Here is an 18,594-nt window from a genome sequence, read left to right as displayed (position 1 = left end):
ACCCTTCTATCCGGAGCCATACTTCTTCAGACGGCGGCTCCAGCGCTGCTTCGCATACCGGCGGAGGTTCGAGACATTATCGGTTTCATCCATGATTTCCGTGCCCAAAAGTGTCTCCAGTATGTCCTCCAGCGTCACTATTCCCAGCCAGGTTCCCAATTCGTCATAGACAACGGCCAGGTGTTGCCGCTCTCGCAGCATGTCTGAAAACAGGAATTCGATGTTGGTGTTGCCTTTCACTCGCTTGATCTTGCGCATGTGATCGAGCAGGTCGACATCGGAATCGAGGTTGATCAGATCTGCCCGATGCAGGTAGCCGAGCGCCTCGCCTTCCTCATCGATTACCGGGTATCGGGAGAACGGTGATTTTCTGACCTGCTCCCGGAACTGGTCGTAAGTGATGCCCGGATCAACGTATTTGCAGACCGTCCTTGGTGTCATCACAGAACTGACCTTGATCTCGTGGAATCGCAGGACGTTGTGAATCATGCGCCGTTCTTCTTCGTCCAGGGCCTGCTGATCCTTGCCTATCTCCGCCAGGGCGCTGATCTCCGCACGGATATCAACGTCGGCCTCACCAGACCCAATTCGGCGGGTGACCTGTTTGGACAACCAGATGAACGGCAGCAGCGCCTTGATCATGAACCCCAGAATAGCTGGCAGCCGTGGCGCAATACTCCGCCAGTATTTGGCGCCAATGGTTTTAGGAATAATTTCCGAGAATATCAGGATAGCCAGGGTCATTACCGCAGAGGCAATGCCGAGCCAGGCTTCCCCAAAAACCACAGTCACCTGGGCGCCAACGCCGGTCGCGCCCACGGTGTGGGCAACCGTGTTCAGTGTAAGGATTGCAGACAGCGGATCGTCCACATTATCTTTCAGTTTTCGCAAGCGCGCGAAAAGCTTCGGCTTCTCTTTTTTTAGTGAGGCGATATAGCTCGGAGTCACCGAAAGCAAGGCCGCCTCTAGAATGGAGCATAAAAAGGAGAAGCCAATCGAAAGCACTGCGAAGGCAATTAGTAATGTCATAATTTGGCTGCGACTTCCGTTCCCTGCCGGATGGCCCGTTTGGCGTCCAATTCTTCGGCGATGTCTGCACCGCCGATCAGATGCGCGGTCACCCCAGAGTCCGATAACTCGTCGAAAAGTTCCCGATAAGGTTCCTGGCCTGCACAAATAATCACATTGTCCACAGCCAACACCCGACTCTCCGTGACCTTGCCATCTTTGTCGGTCAGGGAGATATGCAGCCCCTGGTCGTCAATCCGCTCATAGCGACAGCCCCTCAGCATCTCGACTTCACGGTGCTTCAGGCTGTTGCGGTGCACCCAACCCGACGTCTTGCCCAGACCGCCGCCGACCTTGCCGGTTTTTCGCTGCATCAGGTAAATCTTTCGGGGCGACGGTGTTGGCTGGCGCTCGGCCAGGCCCCCGGGGCCATCGAAGTCCGGGTCGACGCCCCATTCCGCCTGCCAGTCGGCAACGCTGACCTGCTCGCCTTCGGGATGGTGGCTGAAGTCGTGTGTCAGGAACTCGCTGACATCGAAGCCTATACCGCCGGCACCAATAACCGCCACAGTCTCACCAACCGGTTTGTTGTGACGGAGCACATCGAGGTACCCGAGCACCTTGGGATGATCGATGCCTTCAATTGCCGGTGTTCTCGGCTTCACGCCAGTGGCGATCACCACATCATCAAATCCGTGGGCCTTGAGTGAGTCCGCGTCCACGCGTGTGCCCAGCTTCAGGTCGATCTCCAACAGCTCTATCTGGCGCTGGTAATAACGAAGGGTTTCGTAGAATTCTTCCTTGCCCGGGATGCGTTTGGCGTAGTTGAACTGACCGCCAATCCGATCGTCCGCGTCGAAAAGGGTCACCTTGTGGCCCCGTTTCGCGGCGGTGGTCGCTGCTGCCAGCCCCGCAGGTCCGGCCCCCACCACTGCCACCCGGCGCACAACCGGCGCTACCGTCAACACCAGCTCGGTTTCGTGGCAGGCCCTCGGGTTTACAAGGCACGATGCCCGCTTGGCCTGAAAGGCATGGTCAAGACACGCCTGGTTGCAGGCAATGCAGGTGTTGATTTCGTCACTGCGCCCCTGCTCGGCTTTGCGAACAAACTCACTGTCTGCCAACAGAGGCCGGGCCATCGACACCATATCCGCCTTTCCGGCGGCAAGAATCTCTTCTCCTTTTTCGGGGGTGTTGATGCGGTTGGTGGTACACACCGGGATATCCACTTCGCCGTAGAACTTGGCGGTGACATCGGCGAAGCCGCCCCGGGGAACCGAGGTAACGATGGTGGGCACCCGGGCTTCATGCCAGCCGATCCCGGTATTGATGATGGTGGCTCCTGCCTGCTCAATGGCCTTGCCCAGCGTCACAATCTGATCCCAGGTCTGGCCACCCTCGACCAGGTCCAGCATGGACAACCGGTAGATAATGATGAATTCAGGCCCAACAGCTTCGCGCATACGGCGGACAATCTCCACGGGCAGGCGCATACGGTTCTCGTAAGGGCCACCCCACTTGTCCGTTCTCTTGTTGGTCCGCTCACACAAAAACTGGTTGATGAAATAGCCTTCGGAGCCCATCACCTCGACGCCATCATAACCCGCAAACTTTGCAAGTTTTGCGGCATTGACGAAATCGTTGATCTGCCGCTCTACCCCTTTCGAGGAGAGGGCGCGGGCCTTGAACGGGCTGATCGGCGCTTTGGTTGCCGACGCCGAGACAATGAGAGGCTGGTAGCCATAACGCCCTGCGTGCAGGATCTGCATACAGATCTTACCGCCTGCCTCATGCACCGCGCCGGTCACATGCCGATGCAAAAGAGCCGTAGCCCGGTTGTTCATGGTGGAGGCAAGGGGGGCCAGCTGCCCAACCAGATTGGGCGAGAAACCGCCCGTCACCATGAGCCCAACGCCGCCTTCTGCGCGCTCGGCAAAATAGCGCGCGAACTTGTGGATGTTCCAGAACCTGTCTTCCAGGCCCGTGTGCATGGACCCCATCAGCACCCGGTTCTTGAGTTCAGTAAAGCCGAGATCCAGGGGTTTCAGAAGGTTGGGATAGGTATCGCTCATGGAAGTCTCTCAATAAATATTTATCGCGAGTATACACCTGATCAATGGCATGTTGACTTGACCTTACGAACGGGCCACGTATCATCGGCAATCAAGTTTGACTGACGGAGCAACCATGACCGCAAGGTCCTTCGGCTGCACAAGAGTTACCCGCCCACCTGTTACCGCTGACATCGCGCGGCACCGGGGCCGTTTACCGTACTTTCCGGACCCGCCTGCTCTCCGCTGATCCACCCCAACTTCGATGCCGAAGGAGCATCGGTGCTTAACAGGCAGGGTGGCCGGCCGGAGACTAGACTCAGGCAAACATGCCTTCGATACTCACGTAAAAGAAAACCAATAACGAGGTTGCGATGTCGCTACCGCTGGTTGTTTTACTGCCTTTTCTGGGTGCCATAGCCGCGCCCCTTTTCGCTCAAGGCGGCAGAACGGCGATTGCCGTTGCATCTTCTGTACCCGCGCTGATCGCGCTCGCAGCCCTTTTTCCTCATTGGGAAACACTGGCCGATGGCGGCGTGGTCCTGCATAGCTACGAGTGGCTGCCGGCACTTGGCCTGTCCCTGAGTTTCCGGCTGGACGGCCTCTCGCTACTGTTCGCGCTGCTGATCCTGATTATCGGGCTGCTGATCATTCTCTACGCCCGCTATTATCTGAAGGCATACGAGAACGTTGGCAAGTTCTATGCCCTGCTGCTCTGCTTCAAGGGCTCGATGCTCGGCATCGTGCTCTCAAGCAACCTGCTCCTGATGATGATTTTCTGGGAACTGACCAGCCTGACCTCGTTCCTGTTGATCAGTTTCTGGACCCATAAACAGGACGCCCGCCGTGGTGCCCGAATGGCACTCGCGGTAACCGGCGGCGGCGGCCTTGCACTGCTCGCCGGCATTCTGATCATCGGCAACATTGTTGGCAGCTTCGAACTTGATGACGTGCTGGCAGCCGGAGACCAGATTAAGGCTCATGCCATGTATCCGGTCGCTCTGACCCTGGTTCTGCTGGGCGCGTTCACCAAATCGGCCCAGTTCCCGTTCCATTTCTGGCTGCCTCACGCCATGCAGGCACCGACACCGGTCTCGGCCTACCTGCACTCTGCCACCATGGTCAAAGCCGGTATTTTTCTCATGGCCCGGCTATATCCCACCCTGGCAGGCACTGAACAGTGGTTCTACATGGTCAGCTTTACCGGCATGGCCACCCTGCTCATTGGTGCCTATGTGGCCATGTTCAAGCACGACCTGAAAGGCCTGCTTGCCCACTCAACGGTTAGTCACCTGGGCCTGATCACCCTGCTGTTCGGCATGGGCACCCAGCTTGCCGCCGTGGCTGCGGTTTTCCACGTAATTAACCACGCCACCTTCAAAGCCTCCCTGTTTATGGCCGCCGGTATCATCGACCATGAAACCGGCACCCGGGATATGCGGCGCATCAATGGCCTTTGGCGCTACATGCCACACACCGCAACCCTGGCCATGGTGGCCGCCTCATCCATGGCAGGCGTTCCACTGCTGAACGGCTTCCTGAGCAAGGAGATGTTCTTTGCCGAATCCCTGGAGCTGAACCTGCCAGGGCTCTGGGCCTGGCTACCACCGATCGTTGCAACACTCGCGGGTATTTTCGCTGTGGCTTACTCAGCACGTTTTGTCCACGATGTATTCTTCAACGGCAAGCCCGTGGATCTTCCCATTTACCCGCCGCATGAACCTCCCCGCTATATGAAATTTCCGGTGGAGATCCTGGTGTTCGCCTGCATTATGGTTGGCCTTTTCCCTGCGGTGGCGGTGGGACCGCTACTCTATATTGCCGCTTCGGCCACGCTTGGCGGCGATGTGCCCGAATATACCCTTTCTGTCTACCACGGCTTCAACCTTCCGCTGCTCATGAGTTTTGTCGCATTCTTTGGCGGCCTGCTCATGTACAGCCAACGTCAGCGCTTCTTCGATTTCCACGCCCGCTTCAAGGAAATCGATGAGAAAGCCGTATTCGAGAGCGTTGTCCTGAAGGTCGTCGACCTTGCCAACCGCCTCACATCGCGCGTTGAGAATGGTTCGCTGCAACGCTACGCATTACTGTTGTTACTCAGCGTGATCGTCGTTGCAGCCATGCCGCTGCTCGATCTCGGGATTTTTATCGGTGAAAACGGCTTGAGCCCGGTGGACGCCCCAACGGCGATTGCGGCCGCGGTACTGATACTCTGCGCTTTCGCCACAGCAGGACTTCATCGACAGCGCTTCTATGCACTGGTTCTCCTGAGTGTTGTCGGGCTAGTCGTGGCTCTGGCCTTCGCCCGCTTTTCGGCGCCGGACCTGGCTATGACCCAGCTCTCTGTGGAAGTTGTCACCATCGTCCTGCTGATGCTCGCAATCTATTACATGCGCCCCTGGACGCCCATCGAAGCAACGATTGGGCGTCGTATGCGGGATATTGCTATTGCGGCAGTCGCGGGTATTGGAATGACCCTTGTAACGCTTGCCATGCTGACTCAGCCATTCAGCTCTATCTCTGAGTTCTTCCTGGAGAACAGTAAACCCGGTGGCGGTGGCACCAATGTGGTCAACGTTATTCTCGTCGACTTCCGTGGCTTCGACACCCTGGGTGAAATTACAGTCCTCGCCATTGCCGCCCTTGGCATCTACGCCATGCTCAGGGACACCGCGTTGACGCCACCACCAAGCGACGGCGCCGGTCACGCATGGGCACGGGATGCTCACCCTCTGATGCTGAGTCTGATTGCCCGGCCAATGCTACCGCTTGCCCTGATGGTGTCCGCTTTCATTTTCCTGCGCGGCCACAACCTGCCAGGCGGTGGCTTTATCGCCGGTCTGATCACCTCCATTGCCCTGATTCTTCAATACATCGCCAACGGCATGGAGTGGACAGAGGATCGAATCCGACTCCGCTACCATAACGTCATCGGTCTGGGCCTGTTATTTGCAACGATTGCCGGTTTGGGCAGCTTCGCCTTCGGTTACCCGTTCCTTACCTCTACCTTCGATTACATAACCTGGCCGGTAGTGGGCAAATTCGAGGTCGCCTCAGCGCTGATCTTTGATCTGGGCGTCTATCTCGCGGTCATCGGTGCCACGCTGCTGTCACTGGTGACGGTCGGGCGTCTGTCTCCTCATTCTGCGATCAGGCCCAAACAGGAGGGTGCGTAATGGAGCTGGTATTCGCATTGGTGATCGGCGCACTGACAGCTTCCGGCGTCTATCTGATTCTGCGCGCTCGCACCTTCCCCGTGGTTGTTGGCCTGACGCTGCTGTCTTACGGCGTCAACCTGTTTCTGTTCTCCAGTGGCCGCCTGGCTACAGGCCAGCAGCCGATCATCGGTACTGCCAGCAGCTACGCGGATCCGCTGCCGCAAGCGCTGGTGCTTACCGCTATTGTCATTGGCTTTGCCATGACCGCATTTGTTGTCGTGCTGTCCCTGCGCAACCTGGCAGACAATGAGGACGATCATGTGGATGGCAAGCAGCCCTACAAATCACCCGCACCGGAGGAAGAATCGGAGGTTACCGGTAAATGAACCACTGGCTTACCGCTCCTATTCTTATTCCCCTGCTCGGCGGCATTCTCCAGGCCTTTATGGGCTACGCGCCTATCCGCCTGAGGCGGACGCTGGCTCTGGCCACAACGGTACTGATGCTGGTATCCGCCATCGTGCTCCTGGTCATGGCAAGCGATGACAGTTATCGGATCTATGCATTCGGCAACTGGCAGCCCCCGTTCGGGATCGTGCTGGTGCTGGACCGATTGGCTGCCCTGATGCTGATCATGACCGCCATTCTGGCCCTTTTCTGTCACCTCTTTGCAATAGGCGGTGCCGATGAAGGGAACCGCCAGTTCCACGGCCTGTTCCTGTTCCAGCTCATGGGGCTGAACATTGCTTTCCTCACCGGCGACCTGTTCAACCTGTTTGTTGCTTTCGAGGTTCTGCTCATCGCGTCATATGGTCTACTGATGCATGGCGGCGGAACAGTCAGAACGGTTCCGGGCCTGCACTATGTCGTGCTGAACCTGATCGGTTCTGCGGTGTTCCTGATCAGCGTCGGCATGATCTACAGCGTCACCGGCACACTGAACATGGCGGATCTCGCGGTGAAGGTTCCCCAAATCTCCGGAGAAGGCCTGAACATCGTCAAAGCCGGAGGCATGATGTTACTGGTAGTCTTCGGCCTTAAAGCCGCCATTCTGCCCCTTTGCTTCTGGCTCCCAAGGGCCTATTCAAAAGCGACGGCACCGGTTGCGGCATTGTTTGCGGTTATGACCAAGGTTGGCATTTACGCCATCTTGCGAGTCTATCTGCTGGTCTTCGGCGACGATGCAGGCAAGCTCGCCAACCTCGGCATGGACTGGCTGTTCCCGATTGCCCTGGCTACCCTGGCCATGGGCGTTATCGGGGCACTGGGGTCCGGCACTCTGAAGACACTGGTTGCCTGGCAGGTGATCATTTCGGTAGGCACCTTGCTGGCTCCAATTGCACTTGGCTCCGAAGCCGGACTGTCTGCCGCCCTTTTCTACCTTCTAAGCACGACCTGGACGGTGGGCGGCCTGTTCCTTGTTGCTGAGCTGGTCGCTAACCAGCGAGGTTCAGCGAAAGACCGCATTGTTACAGCGCCTAAAATGCAGAGCCGGACCTTCCTGAGTGTTCTGTTCCTGGTTGGTGCCGTCGCTGCGGCCGGTCTGCCGCCTCTGAGTGGTTTCTTTGGCAAGGTGCTGATTCTGCAGTCTGTTGAATCGGGAGCCGAGATGGCCTGGCTATGGTCAGTACTGCTGATCGGCAGCTTCCTGACCCTCATTGCCTACAGCCGCGCTGGTAGCATCGTGTTCTGGCGCACCGTGGATGGTCATCTGGAAAAACCGGATCCGCTCAATGGCCGAATTTCCGTGGCAGCGGGAGCACTCACTGCCATGGCCATTGTCATGGTTGTACTGGCCGGCCCCATTATGAACTATACCGATGCAACGGCAGCGCAACTGCACAACAGCGACGCTTACATCGAAATCTTGCAGACGCCCATGGTCGGGGAGGACAACTAATGCTTGATCGCCTCAGTTTTCCTCAGCCCTGGCTAAGCCTGACCCTGTTCGTCACCTGGCAGTTTCTGAGTGACGGCATAAGCGGGGGCAGTGTCGTAATGGGCATTATACTTGCCTGGGGGATACCCCAACTGACCCGGGGATTCTGGCCCGACCGCCCCGCTGTAATCAGGGGTTGGCGGGCGCCAGCCTACGCGTTGCGAGTTCTATGGGATATTATTGTTGCCAGTGTTGAAGTGGCAAAGCTCATACTCAGCCCCCGGCAGCCGCGCCCGATGTTCATCTGTTATCCTCTGGAACTGGATCACCCCCTCGCCATCAGCATTCTGGTCAGCACTATCTCATTGACGCCCGGAACGGTAGGTGCCGATGTCAGTGATGACAACAAACTGATCCTCATCCATTCACTGGACGCCGAGGATGAGCAGGAAGTCATCGATACGATTCGAGCCCGTTATGAGAAGCCACTGCTGGAGATGTTCCGATGATTCTTATTGCGCTCTACATCACCATCGCCATGGTCACGCTGGCAGCCTTGCTGAACGTTTATCGCGTGATCAAAGGGCCGGATGCGCCCGATAGAGTGTTGGCACTCGACACTCTTTACGTCAATGCCATCGCACTTATCGTGCTGCTTGGTATAACGCTACAAACACGGATGTACCTCGAGTCCGCCCTGCTCATTGCGGTGATGGGATTCGTCGGAACCGTTGCAATGGCAAAATACCTCAAGCGCGGCAGCGTCATTGAATAACCCGGAGAAAACCTGATGAGCACCTTCGCAGAATACGCCATTTCCGCTTTGCTGCTTGTCGGTGGCGCCTTTACTCTTATCGGGGCGATTGGCCTGGCCCGCCTGCCGGATTTTTACACCCGCTTGCACGGCCCGACCAAGGCAACCACCGTCGGCGTGGGCGCCATTGTTGTCAGCTCGGTGATTTATTTCAGTACCCTCGGCAAGGGCATCGGCGTTGAAGAGGTCCTGATCACTGCCTTTCTGTTCATGACAGCGCCCGTAAGCGCTAACTTCCTGGCCAAAGCCGCCATGCACCTGGAGGTCAAGACTACCAAAAACACCCGCGGCCAAACCTGGGATCAATGAAGCTTTCGCTGCCGCAACATGTTGTATCGATTTTCGCTTAGCAGCGTATGATCTAAGTGCAAAGGCCGGAGTCTGATAACTGCATAACACTGAGAACCGGGTTCTAACGGAGCACCCTTAAATGATGTTACTGGCTGTACTATCTGGTTTTTTACTGGCATTTGCGGTGCCGGCGCTCCGCCGCTTGGCCGGCCAGCACATCGGATGGCTTCTGGCGCTTCTGCCCGCCTCACTTACCGTTTATTTTGCCAGCCTGATTCCCGCAATCAGCGATGGTGAAAAGCTCCTGATCGAGTACCAGTGGATGCCTGGCCTCGATATAAGCCTCGATTTCATCGTTGACGGTCTGTCTCTGGTCTTTGCCCTGCTTATCAGTGGCATCGGTACGTTCATCCTGATTTATGCCGGCTCCTATCTGAAAGGTCACAAGGATCTGGGGCGGTTCTACGTCATCATGCTGTCGTTCATGGCGTCGATGCTGGGGCTGGTTTTATCCGATAACCTCATCGCGTTCTTTGTGTTCTGGGAGTTAACCAGCATCACCTCCTACATGCTGATTGGCTTCAACCACGAGGACGAGGAAGCACGCAAGTGTGCACTCCAGGGACTTTTCGTAACCGCCGGGGGCGGCCTCGTCCTGATGGCCGGCTTGATATTGCTCGGCTTTATGACCGGAAGCTATTCGTTCGCTGAGATCCTTGCTTCCGATCTGCAAATTCAAGAACACGCCCTTTACACCGCAGCGACAATTTGCATTCTCATCGGCGCTTTCACGAAATCAGCTCAGGTGCCGTTCCATTTCTGGTTGCCCAATGCCATGGCGGCCCCCACACCGGTCTCTGCCTACCTGCACTCGGCAACGATGGTCAAGGCAGGCGTTTATCTATTGGCCCGTCTCAATCCATCCATGGGCGGGGACGCGCTTTGGAGTGGCTCACTGATGCTTTTCGGGGCTGCAACTATGCTGACCGGAGCCTATCTGGCGTTCAGCAGCACTGGCATCAAGAAGGTGCTGGCCTACTCCACGGTGATGGCCCTCGGTACCCTGACCATGCTGATCGGTGTTGGTACCGAGCTGGCCATCACCGCTTTCATCTGCTTCCTGCTTGCCCACTCCTTGTACAAAGGCGCCTTGTTCATGCTCGCCGGTGCTCTGGACCACGAGACCGGCACCAAGGACATTACAAAGATGGGAGGTCTCAGGCAAAGCATGCCTCTTACCGCGGCAATCACCTGCCTGGCCGCACTCTCGCTGGCAGGCCTGCCACCCCTGTTTGGTTTCGTCGCCAAGGAACTGATGCTTGAGTCATTGCTCAAGGCGCCCTTGTGGTCCATGGGCCTGCTGGTCATGGCCGTCGCTTCTGCCATTCTGGTGGTCGCGGTGGCAGGTCTGGTTGCAATAAAACCGTTCTTCGGGGAAGTTCGCAGAACGCCGAAAAAACCGCACGAAGCCCCTTTTGGAATGCTGGTCGGCCCGGCAGTGCTTTCCCTGTTAGCGCTGATTTTCGGTGTCGTTCCCTTTGTACCCGCCAGCATTGTACTGGATTCTGCAATCTCCTCAGTCCACGGCGGCTCCGTCCAGACAGCCTTGGCGCTTTGGCATGGCATAAATATTCCGCTGATTCTTTCTGGGACCAGCCTTCTGATCGGGTCGCTACTGTTCTACAAATGGCAGCGGCTGCAGCCAAACCTTTACGCCATAAACAGCGCAGGCAGCCGGATTGGTCCGGAAGCAGGGTATTTCCGGTTTATGCTGGGAATCACGCAAGTTGCAGACTGGCAAACCCGGCTACTTCAAAATGGTGTTCTTGGCATTTATCTGCTGATCCTCGTGCTGGTTACTTTCGGCCTCACGGGCTACACCCTGTTCAGCCGGGAAGGATTTCATCTGGATTTTGATTTCAGCGACGGCTATTTCTACGAGTTCGGCATCGCCCTTCTGCTGGTCGCATCAACCATCTTCGCCTGCGCAACCAAATCCCGGCTGGGCTCCGTTGCCTCCGTTGGCGTGCTCGGTTTTGGCGTCGCCCTGATCTTTATCCACTTCAGCGCTCCGGACCTGGGAATCACTCAACTGCTCGTTGAAACGCTCACAGTCATACTTCTGGTCCTGGTGCTCTTCAAACTGCCTCCCTTCGTTAACCTTTCGTCACCGTGGGAACGCTACCGGGACCTGGCGGTCGCAGTGTTTGCCGGCATTGTAATGACATTCCTCATCCTCGCAGTGCTGGATATCCAGTACTTTGAGAGCATTTCCAGCTACTACGTCGAGAACAGCGCTGGACTGGCATTTGGCAAAAACATCGTCAACGTGATTCTGGTGGATTTCCGGCAGCTCGATACCTTGGGGGAAATTTTTGTTCTGGCCCTGGCTGCTGTCGGCGTCTACTCCATGCTCAAATTGAAGGCGGAGGATCAGAATAAATCATGAAGTCCAGCACCCTGATCCTGAACACCGCAGCACTGGCGATCGTCCCGCTGCAACTGATGTTTTCGATTTTCCTGCTTTTGCGCGGCCACGACGAGCCGGGCGGCGGTTTTATCGGTGGCCTGGTCGCCGCAAGCGCTTTCGTGCTCTATGCATTTTCCTTCGGCGCCGAATCAACCCGCAAACTTCTGCGGGTCACCCCTCGCGATATTCTGGCTGCAGGGTTGTTGTTCGCCCTGGCGTCGACGCTTCCCGCCCTTTGGTCCGGTCAGCCAATGCTTACCGCTCACTGGTGGGAACTTCCCCTGCCCGGCGAAAGCTATCTGAAACTGTCGACAGTATTGATCTTCGACATCGGCGTATACCTGACTGTGCTGGGAACGCTGATGACCTTTGTGATCGGCTTGATGGAGGCCGAAGAATGACTCGATCATTGATCTGTAGGGAGGGAGGCCACTAATGGCAACCTTGATGGCTTACGTAATCGGTCTGCTGTTTACCGCCAGCATTTACATGATGCTGAGGCGATCTATCGTGAAACTCGTCATAGGCCTGATCATTCTGAGCAACTCAGCCAACCTGCTGATTTTCGTCGTCGCAGGCCTGACACGAGGTGCCCCACCCCTGATTCCAGAGGGTGCAGACCAGATCGTAGGCGCAGTGGCAGACCCCCTGCCACAAGCACTCGTCCTCACTGCCATCGTAATCGCCTTCAGCGTTCTTGCTTTTGCCGTCGTTTTGATCCGGCGCGCCTACGAAGTGGTTGGAACCGATGACCTGGACAAGATGAAGGATACCGATACTTGAACCTGGCACCTGTTCTCCCGATTCTGATCCCCTTGGTGGCCGGGGCACTCTCCCTGGCCTTTTGGCGCTCCATACGCATGCAGCGGGTCATTGCCGTCGCTGGCACAGGATTGCTGCTGGCGGCGAGCATCTGGCTGATGCGCCTGACCGTCGAGCATGGCTTTCTGGTTGTTGAAATGGGCAGCTGGCCCGCGCCCTTCAGCATCGTGTTTGTCTCGGATGTGCTGGGCGCCATCATGATTTTGCTTACCGGCATCATCGGGCTGGCCATTGCGATTTATTCCCTGGCCTCGACTCCGGAAGGCCATGAAAAATTCGGCTATTATCCCCTGATGCATCTGTTGCTCGCCGGCGTCGCAGGCGCCTTCCTGACCGGCGACATATTCAACCTGTTCGTTTGGTTCGAGGTGATGCTGCTCGCTTCCTTCGCTTTGCTAACCCTTGGGGGAGAGCGCGCGCAAATGGAGGGTGCTATCAAGTATGTCACCCTGAACCTGTTCTCGTCGGCCATTTTCCTTTCGGCAGTGGGCTTGCTCTACGGCATGGTCGGCACCCTGAACATGGCGGACATCGCTCAAAAGGTAAACAGCGTCGATGACCCCGGCATGGTTACGGTGGTTTCCCTGCTGTTCATGGTGTCCTTTGGCATCAAGGCGGCAGCGTTCCCGCTGTTTTTTTGGCTTCCCGCTTCCTATCACACCCCTCAGGTTGCCGTTTCGGCACTGTTCGCAGGACTGCTCACCAAGGTGGGGGTGTACGCGCTCTATCGGGTTTTCACACTGATTTTCACGCAGGACGTCGGCTATACCCACACGATACTGCTCTGGGCGGCCGCCCTGACTATGCTGACAGGGGTGCTTGGTGCCGCGGCACAGTTCGAGTTCAGGCGCATACTCTCTTTTCACATCATCAGCCAGATCGGCTATATGATTCTCGGGCTAGCCCTGTTCACACCCCTGGCGCTGATCGGCGGGGTGTTCTACATCATGCACCACATCATCGTGAAAACGAATCTGTTCCTGGTCAGCGGCATTACCTATCGCCTGCTCGGCAGCTACGAGCTGAAAGATCTTGGAGGCGTTTATCGCCAGCGCCCCTACCTGGCTCTGTTATTCCTGATTCCTGCCCTGTCTCTTGCCGGGATTCCGCCCTTATCGGGTTTCTTCGCCAAGTTCATTGTTGTAAAGGCAAGCCTGGAGGCCAGTGAATACGTCGTCTCGGGGATCGCTCTGCTGGTTGGCCTGCTGACACTGTATTCAATGATCAAGATCTGGGCGGAAGTGTTCTGGAAGAAGCTGCCAGAACACGTGACCGATACGCGCAGGCTAAACGGCGAAGTCCGGGACAAGCAGAGCTGGGCTTTCTACGTGCCTGTTGTAGGCCTCGCGATATGTACGATGATTATCGGTCTTTATGGCCAGCCTATTTACATCCTGGCCGAAACGGCCGCTGACCAGTTAATGAACCCCCAATTGTATATTGAGGCGGTTCTGGGAGGGCAGTCGCAGTGATCGGTCTGTTCTGGAATCTGCTGTTGGCTCTGGCTTGGGTGACCCTGACCGGCAGCGTAACTGCGATGAACCTGTTGGCGGGTTTCTTGTTCGGATACGGCGCACTCATGGTGCTGCAGAAGCAGGTACCGGTTTTGAAGGGTTACTCTCGCAGGATTCCCCGCGTTGCCGCTTTCCTGATCTTTTTTCTGAAAGAACTGATCAAATCCAATTTTAAAGTTGCTTACGACGTTGCCACACCTGTCTGGCATATGAAGCCCGGTGTGATTGCATTTCCTTTACGTGCAGAAACGGACATGGAAATTCTGTTTGTCAGCAGTGTGATATCTCTCACTCCGGGCACACTGAGTCTGGATGTATCGGATGATCGGAAGGTTCTGTTCATCCATGCCATGTTTCTTCATGATGAGGAGCAGCTGAGGGATGATCTCAGAGAACTGGAACGTCGCATTCTGAAGGTTATGCGCTAGGGGATCGCCATGCTTGCCGTTTCGATTAATATCGTTTACTTCATGTTGTCGCTGGCGCTGCTTTTCGCCTTTATACGGCTAACCCGCGGCCCCTCCTTACCAGACAGGGTCGTTGCGCTGGAACTGATTGCATCCGTTGTCGTTGGCTATGTCGGAGTGCATGCGATTGAAACTGGCGTCGCCAGTCTCCTCGACGTTGCGATCGTGATCGCGCTTACGGCCTTCCTCGCAGCGATTGGCTTTGCCCGATTCGTGGAAAGAGGAGGAGTCAAAGATGACTGAGGTGCTGGTTTCCGTTCTGCTGCTTGCGGGCGCTTCTTTTATGGTTCTGGCAGCTATTGGGATTCTGAGGTTGCCGGACCTTCCCACCCGAATGCATGCCACCACCAAGGCGGGTGCTCTTGGGGCAATGCTGACCATGGGTGGCGTTGCATTCTATTTTGCAGACAGCACCGTGGTGGCAAGAGCGATCGCCATTGTCGTGTTTATTCTTCTGACTGCCCCTATTGCCGCTCATGTCATCGGCAGGGCCGGGTATTTCACCGGCATAGAACTCTGGGAAGGGACCGTAAAAGATGAGCTGCGCGAGCGCTATGACTCCGACAGCCATGAGCTCAGGAGTGGACTCGATACCAGCGAGGAAAAGATAGAGCCTCAGAAGGAGGAGGAAGACCGTCCCGGCTGATCATTTTGTCATTGGAAGTGCACGAAATTCCCGTATAGTAGGCTGCCCACTTATTCGAGGAGCCAGCATATGCTGCAAGTAAATGAATATTTCGAAGGCCAGGCCAAATCCATTTCCTTCCAGACCTCGACCCTGCCAGCCACCGTTGGCGTGATCAGCCCGGGCGAGTATGAGTTCGGCACCAGCAAGAAAGAAACCATGACTGTCATCAGCGGTGCGCTCACAGTCCTGCTCCCGGGCATGGAAGAGTGGATGACCTACGGTGCCGGCGAGAGTTTTGACGTAGCGGGCCAGGCCAGCTTCAAGGCAAAGACCGACATCGATACCGCTTACCTCTGCACTTACGAGTAATACTGCCGGCCTGACGGACACGTCCGCAGAGCGAAACGGAGCTTGCATCTAAGCCACCGTTCGCTCTGCATTTTTTCACTCTTACCGGTTCCTGTTTCAGCCAATCTGTGTCAGATTTATTCCTGTTTCTCGTGATAACACAAACAACTGGGAAAGAGGAAACAAGCAATGGCACAGACCCGCATTCTACCCCCGGCTGAAAACGCCTATGAGTACCCGCTGCTGATCAAACAACTCCTACTCTCGGGCCCCAGGTACAATCCCGACCAGGAAATTGTCTACTCCAACCGCAGCAAGTACACCTATACCGATCTCGTCGAGCGCATTCACCGCCTGGCAAACGCATTGACCGATGCCGGCGTGAAACCGGGCGATACCGTTGCGGTCATGGACTGGGATACCCCCCGGTACCTGGAGTGTTTCTTTGCCATTCCAATGATTGGCGCCGTTCTGCACACCGTCAACATCCGGTTGTCACCGGACCAGATCGTTTACACCATGAACCACGCCGAAGACGATGTTGTCCTGGTTCACGACGACTTCCTCCCGATCATCGAGGCCGTCAAAGACGAGATCAAAACGGTCAAGACCTGGATCCAGCTCACCGACAGCGATACCGCACAACAGGCACCCGTTGAGGCTGTCGGGGAGTATGAGGACCTTCTCGCCAGGGCCAATGACAAGTTCGACTTCCCCGATTTCGACGAAAACAGTGTAGCGACCACCTTCTACACCACCGGCACCACCGGCAATCCCAAAGGCGTCTACTTCAGCCACCGCCAGCTGGTCCTGCATACACTTGCCATGACGGGCACCGTGGCGTCGTTCGATGAGATGCCGCTGATGCGTTCCTCGTCCGTTTACATGCCGGTAACGCCCATGTTCCACGTTCATGCCTGGGGTGTGCCCTATGCCGCCACCATGATGGGCATCAAGCAGGTCTACCCCGGCCGATATGAGCCCGAGCTGCTGGTCGATCTGCTCAAGGAACACAAAGTGACTTTCTCCCACTGCGTGCCCACCATCATGCAGATGATGATGGCCACCGAATCCATCAAGACGGCAGACCTGAGCAACTGGCACGTGTTGATCGGCGGCAGCGCACTCACCAAAGGGCTTTGCGACGCCGGGGCCAAGCTCGGCATCAAACTTTACACCGCCTACGGCATGTCTGAGACCTGTCCGCTGCTCTGCGCGTCGCACCTGAAACCCGAAGACCTGGAACTGCCTCTTGAGCAGCAAACTGCGATCCGGGTGAAGACCGGTATTGCGACGCCCATGGTTGAGCTGGAAATTGTGGACCCCGAAGGCAACCCGGTCCCCCATGATGGCGAGGCCAAGGGAGAGATCGTGGCCCGTGCGCCATGGCTTACCCAGGGATACTTCAAGGAGCCCGAGAAAGGCGAACAGCTCTGGGAAGGTGGCTGGCTTCACACCGGCGACGTGGCTTCCATGGAGCCGGACAACACCATCACCATCAAGGATCGCATCAAGGACGTGATCAAGACCGGTGGTGAGTGGCTGTCTTCACTGGATCTGGAAAACCTGATCAGCCAGCATTCCGCTGTCGCCGGTGCTGCCGTGGTTGGCGTGCCCGATGAGAAATGGGGCGAACGCCCGCATGCTCTGGTCACCCTGAAGCCGGGCGAGCAAGCCAGTGCCGAGGATATCCAGAACCATCTGAAGCAGTTTGTGGAAAGCGGCGAGATCAATAAATGGGCGATCCCGGAGCATATTGATTTCGTGGAAGATATTCCGAAGACCAGTGTTGGCAAGATCAACAAGAAACTGATTCGGGATCAGTTGCAGTAATCAGTGAGGCGTTTGGGAAGGGGCCAGATGACACACCTCATCTGGCCCCTTTTTTATAGACCGGAGAACGTAAAATCCACCTCAGGATTGCGGCCGTCAATAATATCCGCAAGGGCCGCGGCGGAACCACAGGAATGGGTCCATCCAAGGGTACCGTGTCCGGTATTCAGGTAGAGGTTGGCGAAGTGGCTTTTTCCGATGTACGGCACGTTGGAGGGCGTCGCAGGCCGTAAACCGGTCCAGAACTCGGCCTGATCCCAATATCCTGCTTCGGGCATGACTTCTGCTGTGCGGCGCACGATAGCGCGGCAGCGGGTGTAGTTCAGTTTCCGGCTGTAGCCGTTTAGTTCGGCCGTGCCAGCCACGCGCATACGATCACCCAGGCGGGAATAAACCAGCTTGTACTCGTCGTCAGTGAGGCTGACATTGAACGCCGCCTCCTCGTTCTTCACCGGTACCGTAATTGAATAGCCTTTGGCCGGGTAAATGTTGAGGAAAATACCGAGCTGCCGGGCGAGCGCCGCGCTGAAGCTGCCCATGCTCAGGACATAGGCATCCGCGCGCAGCGTCTCATGATGGCCGTCACGGAGGGTCTGGATCCCAAGTACCCGCTCGCCGGCGCGTTCGAAGCTCAGGATTTCAGTGCCGTACCGGAACTCTACGCCGGCCTCCGCGCAGCGTTTTGCGAGGTTCTGGGTAAAGAGCCGGGCATCACCGGATTCATCTTCCGAGGTGTAGGTTGCCCCGGCAATCCGGTTGCGGATCGGCTTGAGTGCCGGCTCCAGCTCTACCGCCCGGTCTGCATCGATAATCTGACGGTCACATCCCAGATCCTGCATGATCCGGGTCGGCTCCATGGCACCGTCAAACTCTGCAGGATTGGTGTAGAAGTGCAGGATGCCCTTCTCGAGATGGTTGTACTCTATGCCCGCTTCCTTACGCAGGGCCTGCAACTGGCTGCGGCTGTAGGTGCCAAGATTTACCATCTGGCGAATGTTGTGGGCAGCCCGCGCCGAGGTGCACTGCCCCAGAAAAGAGAGCGCCCAGCGCCACTGGGCGGGATCCAGTCTTGGCCGGAACAGCAAGGGCGCGTCGGGCTGGAACAGCCATTTCATGACTTTCAGAGGGGCTGACGGGTTGGCCCACGGCTCAGCATGGGAAACGGAGATCTGACCGCCGTTGGCATAACTGGTTTCCAGGCCGGCCTGGTTCTGACGATCAACCACAGTTACCTGGTGCCCCTGCTTCTGCAGATACCAGGCCGTGGTAGTGCCCACAACGCCTGCGCCCAAAACCAGTATATGCATGCTT

Annotated in this window: 18 protein-coding genes; 15 read left to right on the top strand and 3 right to left on the bottom strand. The window is 56.7% G+C overall.

Going from position 1 to position 18,594, the window contains the following annotated elements:
- Positions 1-6 precede the first annotated feature (6 nt).
- Together CFB02_RS02065 and CFB02_RS02060 are read right to left on the bottom strand one after the other, a co-directional pair.
- A complete protein-coding gene (locus tag CFB02_RS02065; RefSeq protein WP_088556668.1) occupies positions 7-1,029 on the bottom strand; it encodes a CNNM domain-containing protein in 1,023 nt (340 codons plus the stop codon).
- A complete protein-coding gene (locus CFB02_RS02060) occupies positions 1,026-3,080 on the bottom strand; it encodes an NADPH-dependent 2,4-dienoyl-CoA reductase (protein ID WP_088556667.1) in 2,055 nt (684 codons plus the stop codon). The genes CFB02_RS02065 and CFB02_RS02060 overlap by 4 nt, the downstream gene beginning before the upstream one ends.
- A gap of 353 nt (positions 3,081-3,433) precedes the next feature.
- Here CFB02_RS02060 and CFB02_RS02055 point away from each other — a divergent pair, with 353 nt between their 5' ends.
- The 15 genes from CFB02_RS02055 to CFB02_RS01985 all read left to right on the top strand — a co-directional run bounded on the left by CFB02_RS02055 (position 3,434) and on the right by CFB02_RS01985 (position 17,283).
- Positions 3,434-6,235 carry a monovalent cation/H+ antiporter subunit A gene (locus tag CFB02_RS02055; protein WP_088556666.1) on the top strand — a complete coding sequence of 934 codons (2,802 nt, stop codon included), beginning with the start codon at positions 3,434-3,436 and terminating at the stop codon, positions 6,233-6,235.
- Positions 6,235-6,603: a Na+/H+ antiporter subunit C gene (locus CFB02_RS02050; RefSeq protein WP_088556665.1), complete on the top strand. Its 369-nt coding sequence runs from the start codon at positions 6,235-6,237 to the stop codon at positions 6,601-6,603. Before CFB02_RS02055 ends, CFB02_RS02050 begins: the two co-directional genes overlap by 1 nt.
- Complete coding sequence (locus CFB02_RS02045) at positions 6,600-8,117, top strand: monovalent cation/H+ antiporter subunit D (RefSeq protein WP_088556664.1); 1,518 nt, start codon at positions 6,600-6,602, stop codon at positions 8,115-8,117. The genes CFB02_RS02050 and CFB02_RS02045 overlap by 4 nt, the downstream gene beginning before the upstream one ends.
- On the top strand, positions 8,117-8,605 hold the full coding sequence (locus tag CFB02_RS02040; RefSeq protein WP_088556663.1) for a Na+/H+ antiporter subunit E: 489 nt from the start codon (positions 8,117-8,119) through the stop codon (positions 8,603-8,605). The genes CFB02_RS02045 and CFB02_RS02040 overlap by 1 nt, the downstream gene beginning before the upstream one ends.
- The gene (locus tag CFB02_RS02035) at positions 8,602-8,871 is read left to right on the top strand and encodes a K+/H+ antiporter subunit F (protein WP_008173972.1); all 270 of its coding nucleotides are present in this window, start codon (positions 8,602-8,604) and stop codon (positions 8,869-8,871) included. The genes CFB02_RS02040 and CFB02_RS02035 overlap by 4 nt, the downstream gene beginning before the upstream one ends.
- Before the next feature lie 15 nt (positions 8,872-8,886).
- Positions 8,887-9,219: a Na+/H+ antiporter subunit G gene (locus CFB02_RS02030; RefSeq protein ID WP_088556662.1), complete on the top strand. Its 333-nt coding sequence runs from the start codon at positions 8,887-8,889 to the stop codon at positions 9,217-9,219.
- Positions 9,220-9,340: 121 nt separating this feature from the next.
- Complete coding sequence (locus tag CFB02_RS02025) at positions 9,341-11,650, top strand: putative monovalent cation/H+ antiporter subunit A (protein ID WP_197694032.1); 2,310 nt, start codon at positions 9,341-9,343, stop codon at positions 11,648-11,650.
- Positions 11,647-12,072 carry a Na+/H+ antiporter subunit B gene (locus CFB02_RS02020; protein WP_088556661.1) on the top strand — a complete coding sequence of 142 codons (426 nt, stop codon included), beginning with the start codon at positions 11,647-11,649 and terminating at the stop codon, positions 12,070-12,072. The genes CFB02_RS02025 and CFB02_RS02020 overlap by 4 nt, the downstream gene beginning before the upstream one ends.
- Positions 12,073-12,106: 34 nt before the next feature.
- On the top strand, positions 12,107-12,454 hold the full coding sequence (locus tag CFB02_RS02015; RefSeq protein ID WP_088556660.1) for a Na+/H+ antiporter subunit C: 348 nt from the start codon (positions 12,107-12,109) through the stop codon (positions 12,452-12,454).
- The gene (locus CFB02_RS02010; protein ID WP_088556659.1) at positions 12,451-13,965 is read left to right on the top strand and encodes a Na+/H+ antiporter subunit D; all 1,515 of its coding nucleotides are present in this window, start codon (positions 12,451-12,453) and stop codon (positions 13,963-13,965) included. Before CFB02_RS02015 ends, CFB02_RS02010 begins: the two co-directional genes overlap by 4 nt.
- Positions 13,962-14,435 (top strand): Na+/H+ antiporter subunit E, encoded by a 474-nt coding sequence (locus tag CFB02_RS02005; RefSeq protein ID WP_088556658.1) that lies wholly within the window; start codon positions 13,962-13,964, stop codon positions 14,433-14,435. Before CFB02_RS02010 ends, CFB02_RS02005 begins: the two co-directional genes overlap by 4 nt.
- Positions 14,436-14,444: 9 nt before the next feature.
- Complete coding sequence (locus CFB02_RS02000; RefSeq protein WP_088556657.1) at positions 14,445-14,717, top strand: monovalent cation/H+ antiporter complex subunit F; 273 nt, start codon at positions 14,445-14,447, stop codon at positions 14,715-14,717.
- Positions 14,710-15,120 carry a monovalent cation/H(+) antiporter subunit G gene (gene mnhG / locus CFB02_RS01995; RefSeq protein WP_088556656.1) on the top strand — a complete coding sequence of 137 codons (411 nt, stop codon included), beginning with the start codon at positions 14,710-14,712 and terminating at the stop codon, positions 15,118-15,120. The genes CFB02_RS02000 and mnhG overlap by 8 nt, the downstream gene beginning before the upstream one ends.
- 69 nt (positions 15,121-15,189) lie before the next feature.
- Complete coding sequence (locus tag CFB02_RS01990; RefSeq protein WP_014577877.1) at positions 15,190-15,471, top strand: pyrimidine/purine nucleoside phosphorylase; 282 nt, start codon at positions 15,190-15,192, stop codon at positions 15,469-15,471.
- A 168-nt stretch (positions 15,472-15,639) separates the two neighbouring features.
- On the top strand, positions 15,640-17,283 hold the full coding sequence (locus tag CFB02_RS01985; protein WP_088556655.1) for a fatty acid--CoA ligase: 1,644 nt from the start codon (positions 15,640-15,642) through the stop codon (positions 17,281-17,283).
- A gap of 53 nt (positions 17,284-17,336) precedes the next feature.
- Here the strand turns inward: CFB02_RS01985 and CFB02_RS01980 are convergent, their stop codons facing one another.
- Positions 17,337-18,590 carry a D-amino acid dehydrogenase gene (locus CFB02_RS01980; RefSeq protein ID WP_088556654.1) on the bottom strand — a complete coding sequence of 418 codons (1,254 nt, stop codon included), beginning with the start codon at positions 18,588-18,590 and terminating at the stop codon, positions 17,337-17,339.
- Positions 18,591-18,594: the final 4 nt, after the last annotated feature.

Origin of the sequence: Marinobacter sp. es.042 (assembly GCF_900188315.1) — a bacterium.
In the GTDB taxonomy this organism is placed as follows: Bacteria; Pseudomonadota; Gammaproteobacteria; order Pseudomonadales; family Oleiphilaceae; genus Marinobacter.
Note: the sequence above shows the minus strand (reverse complement) of the source record. Positions and strands in the feature narration are given on the sequence as shown.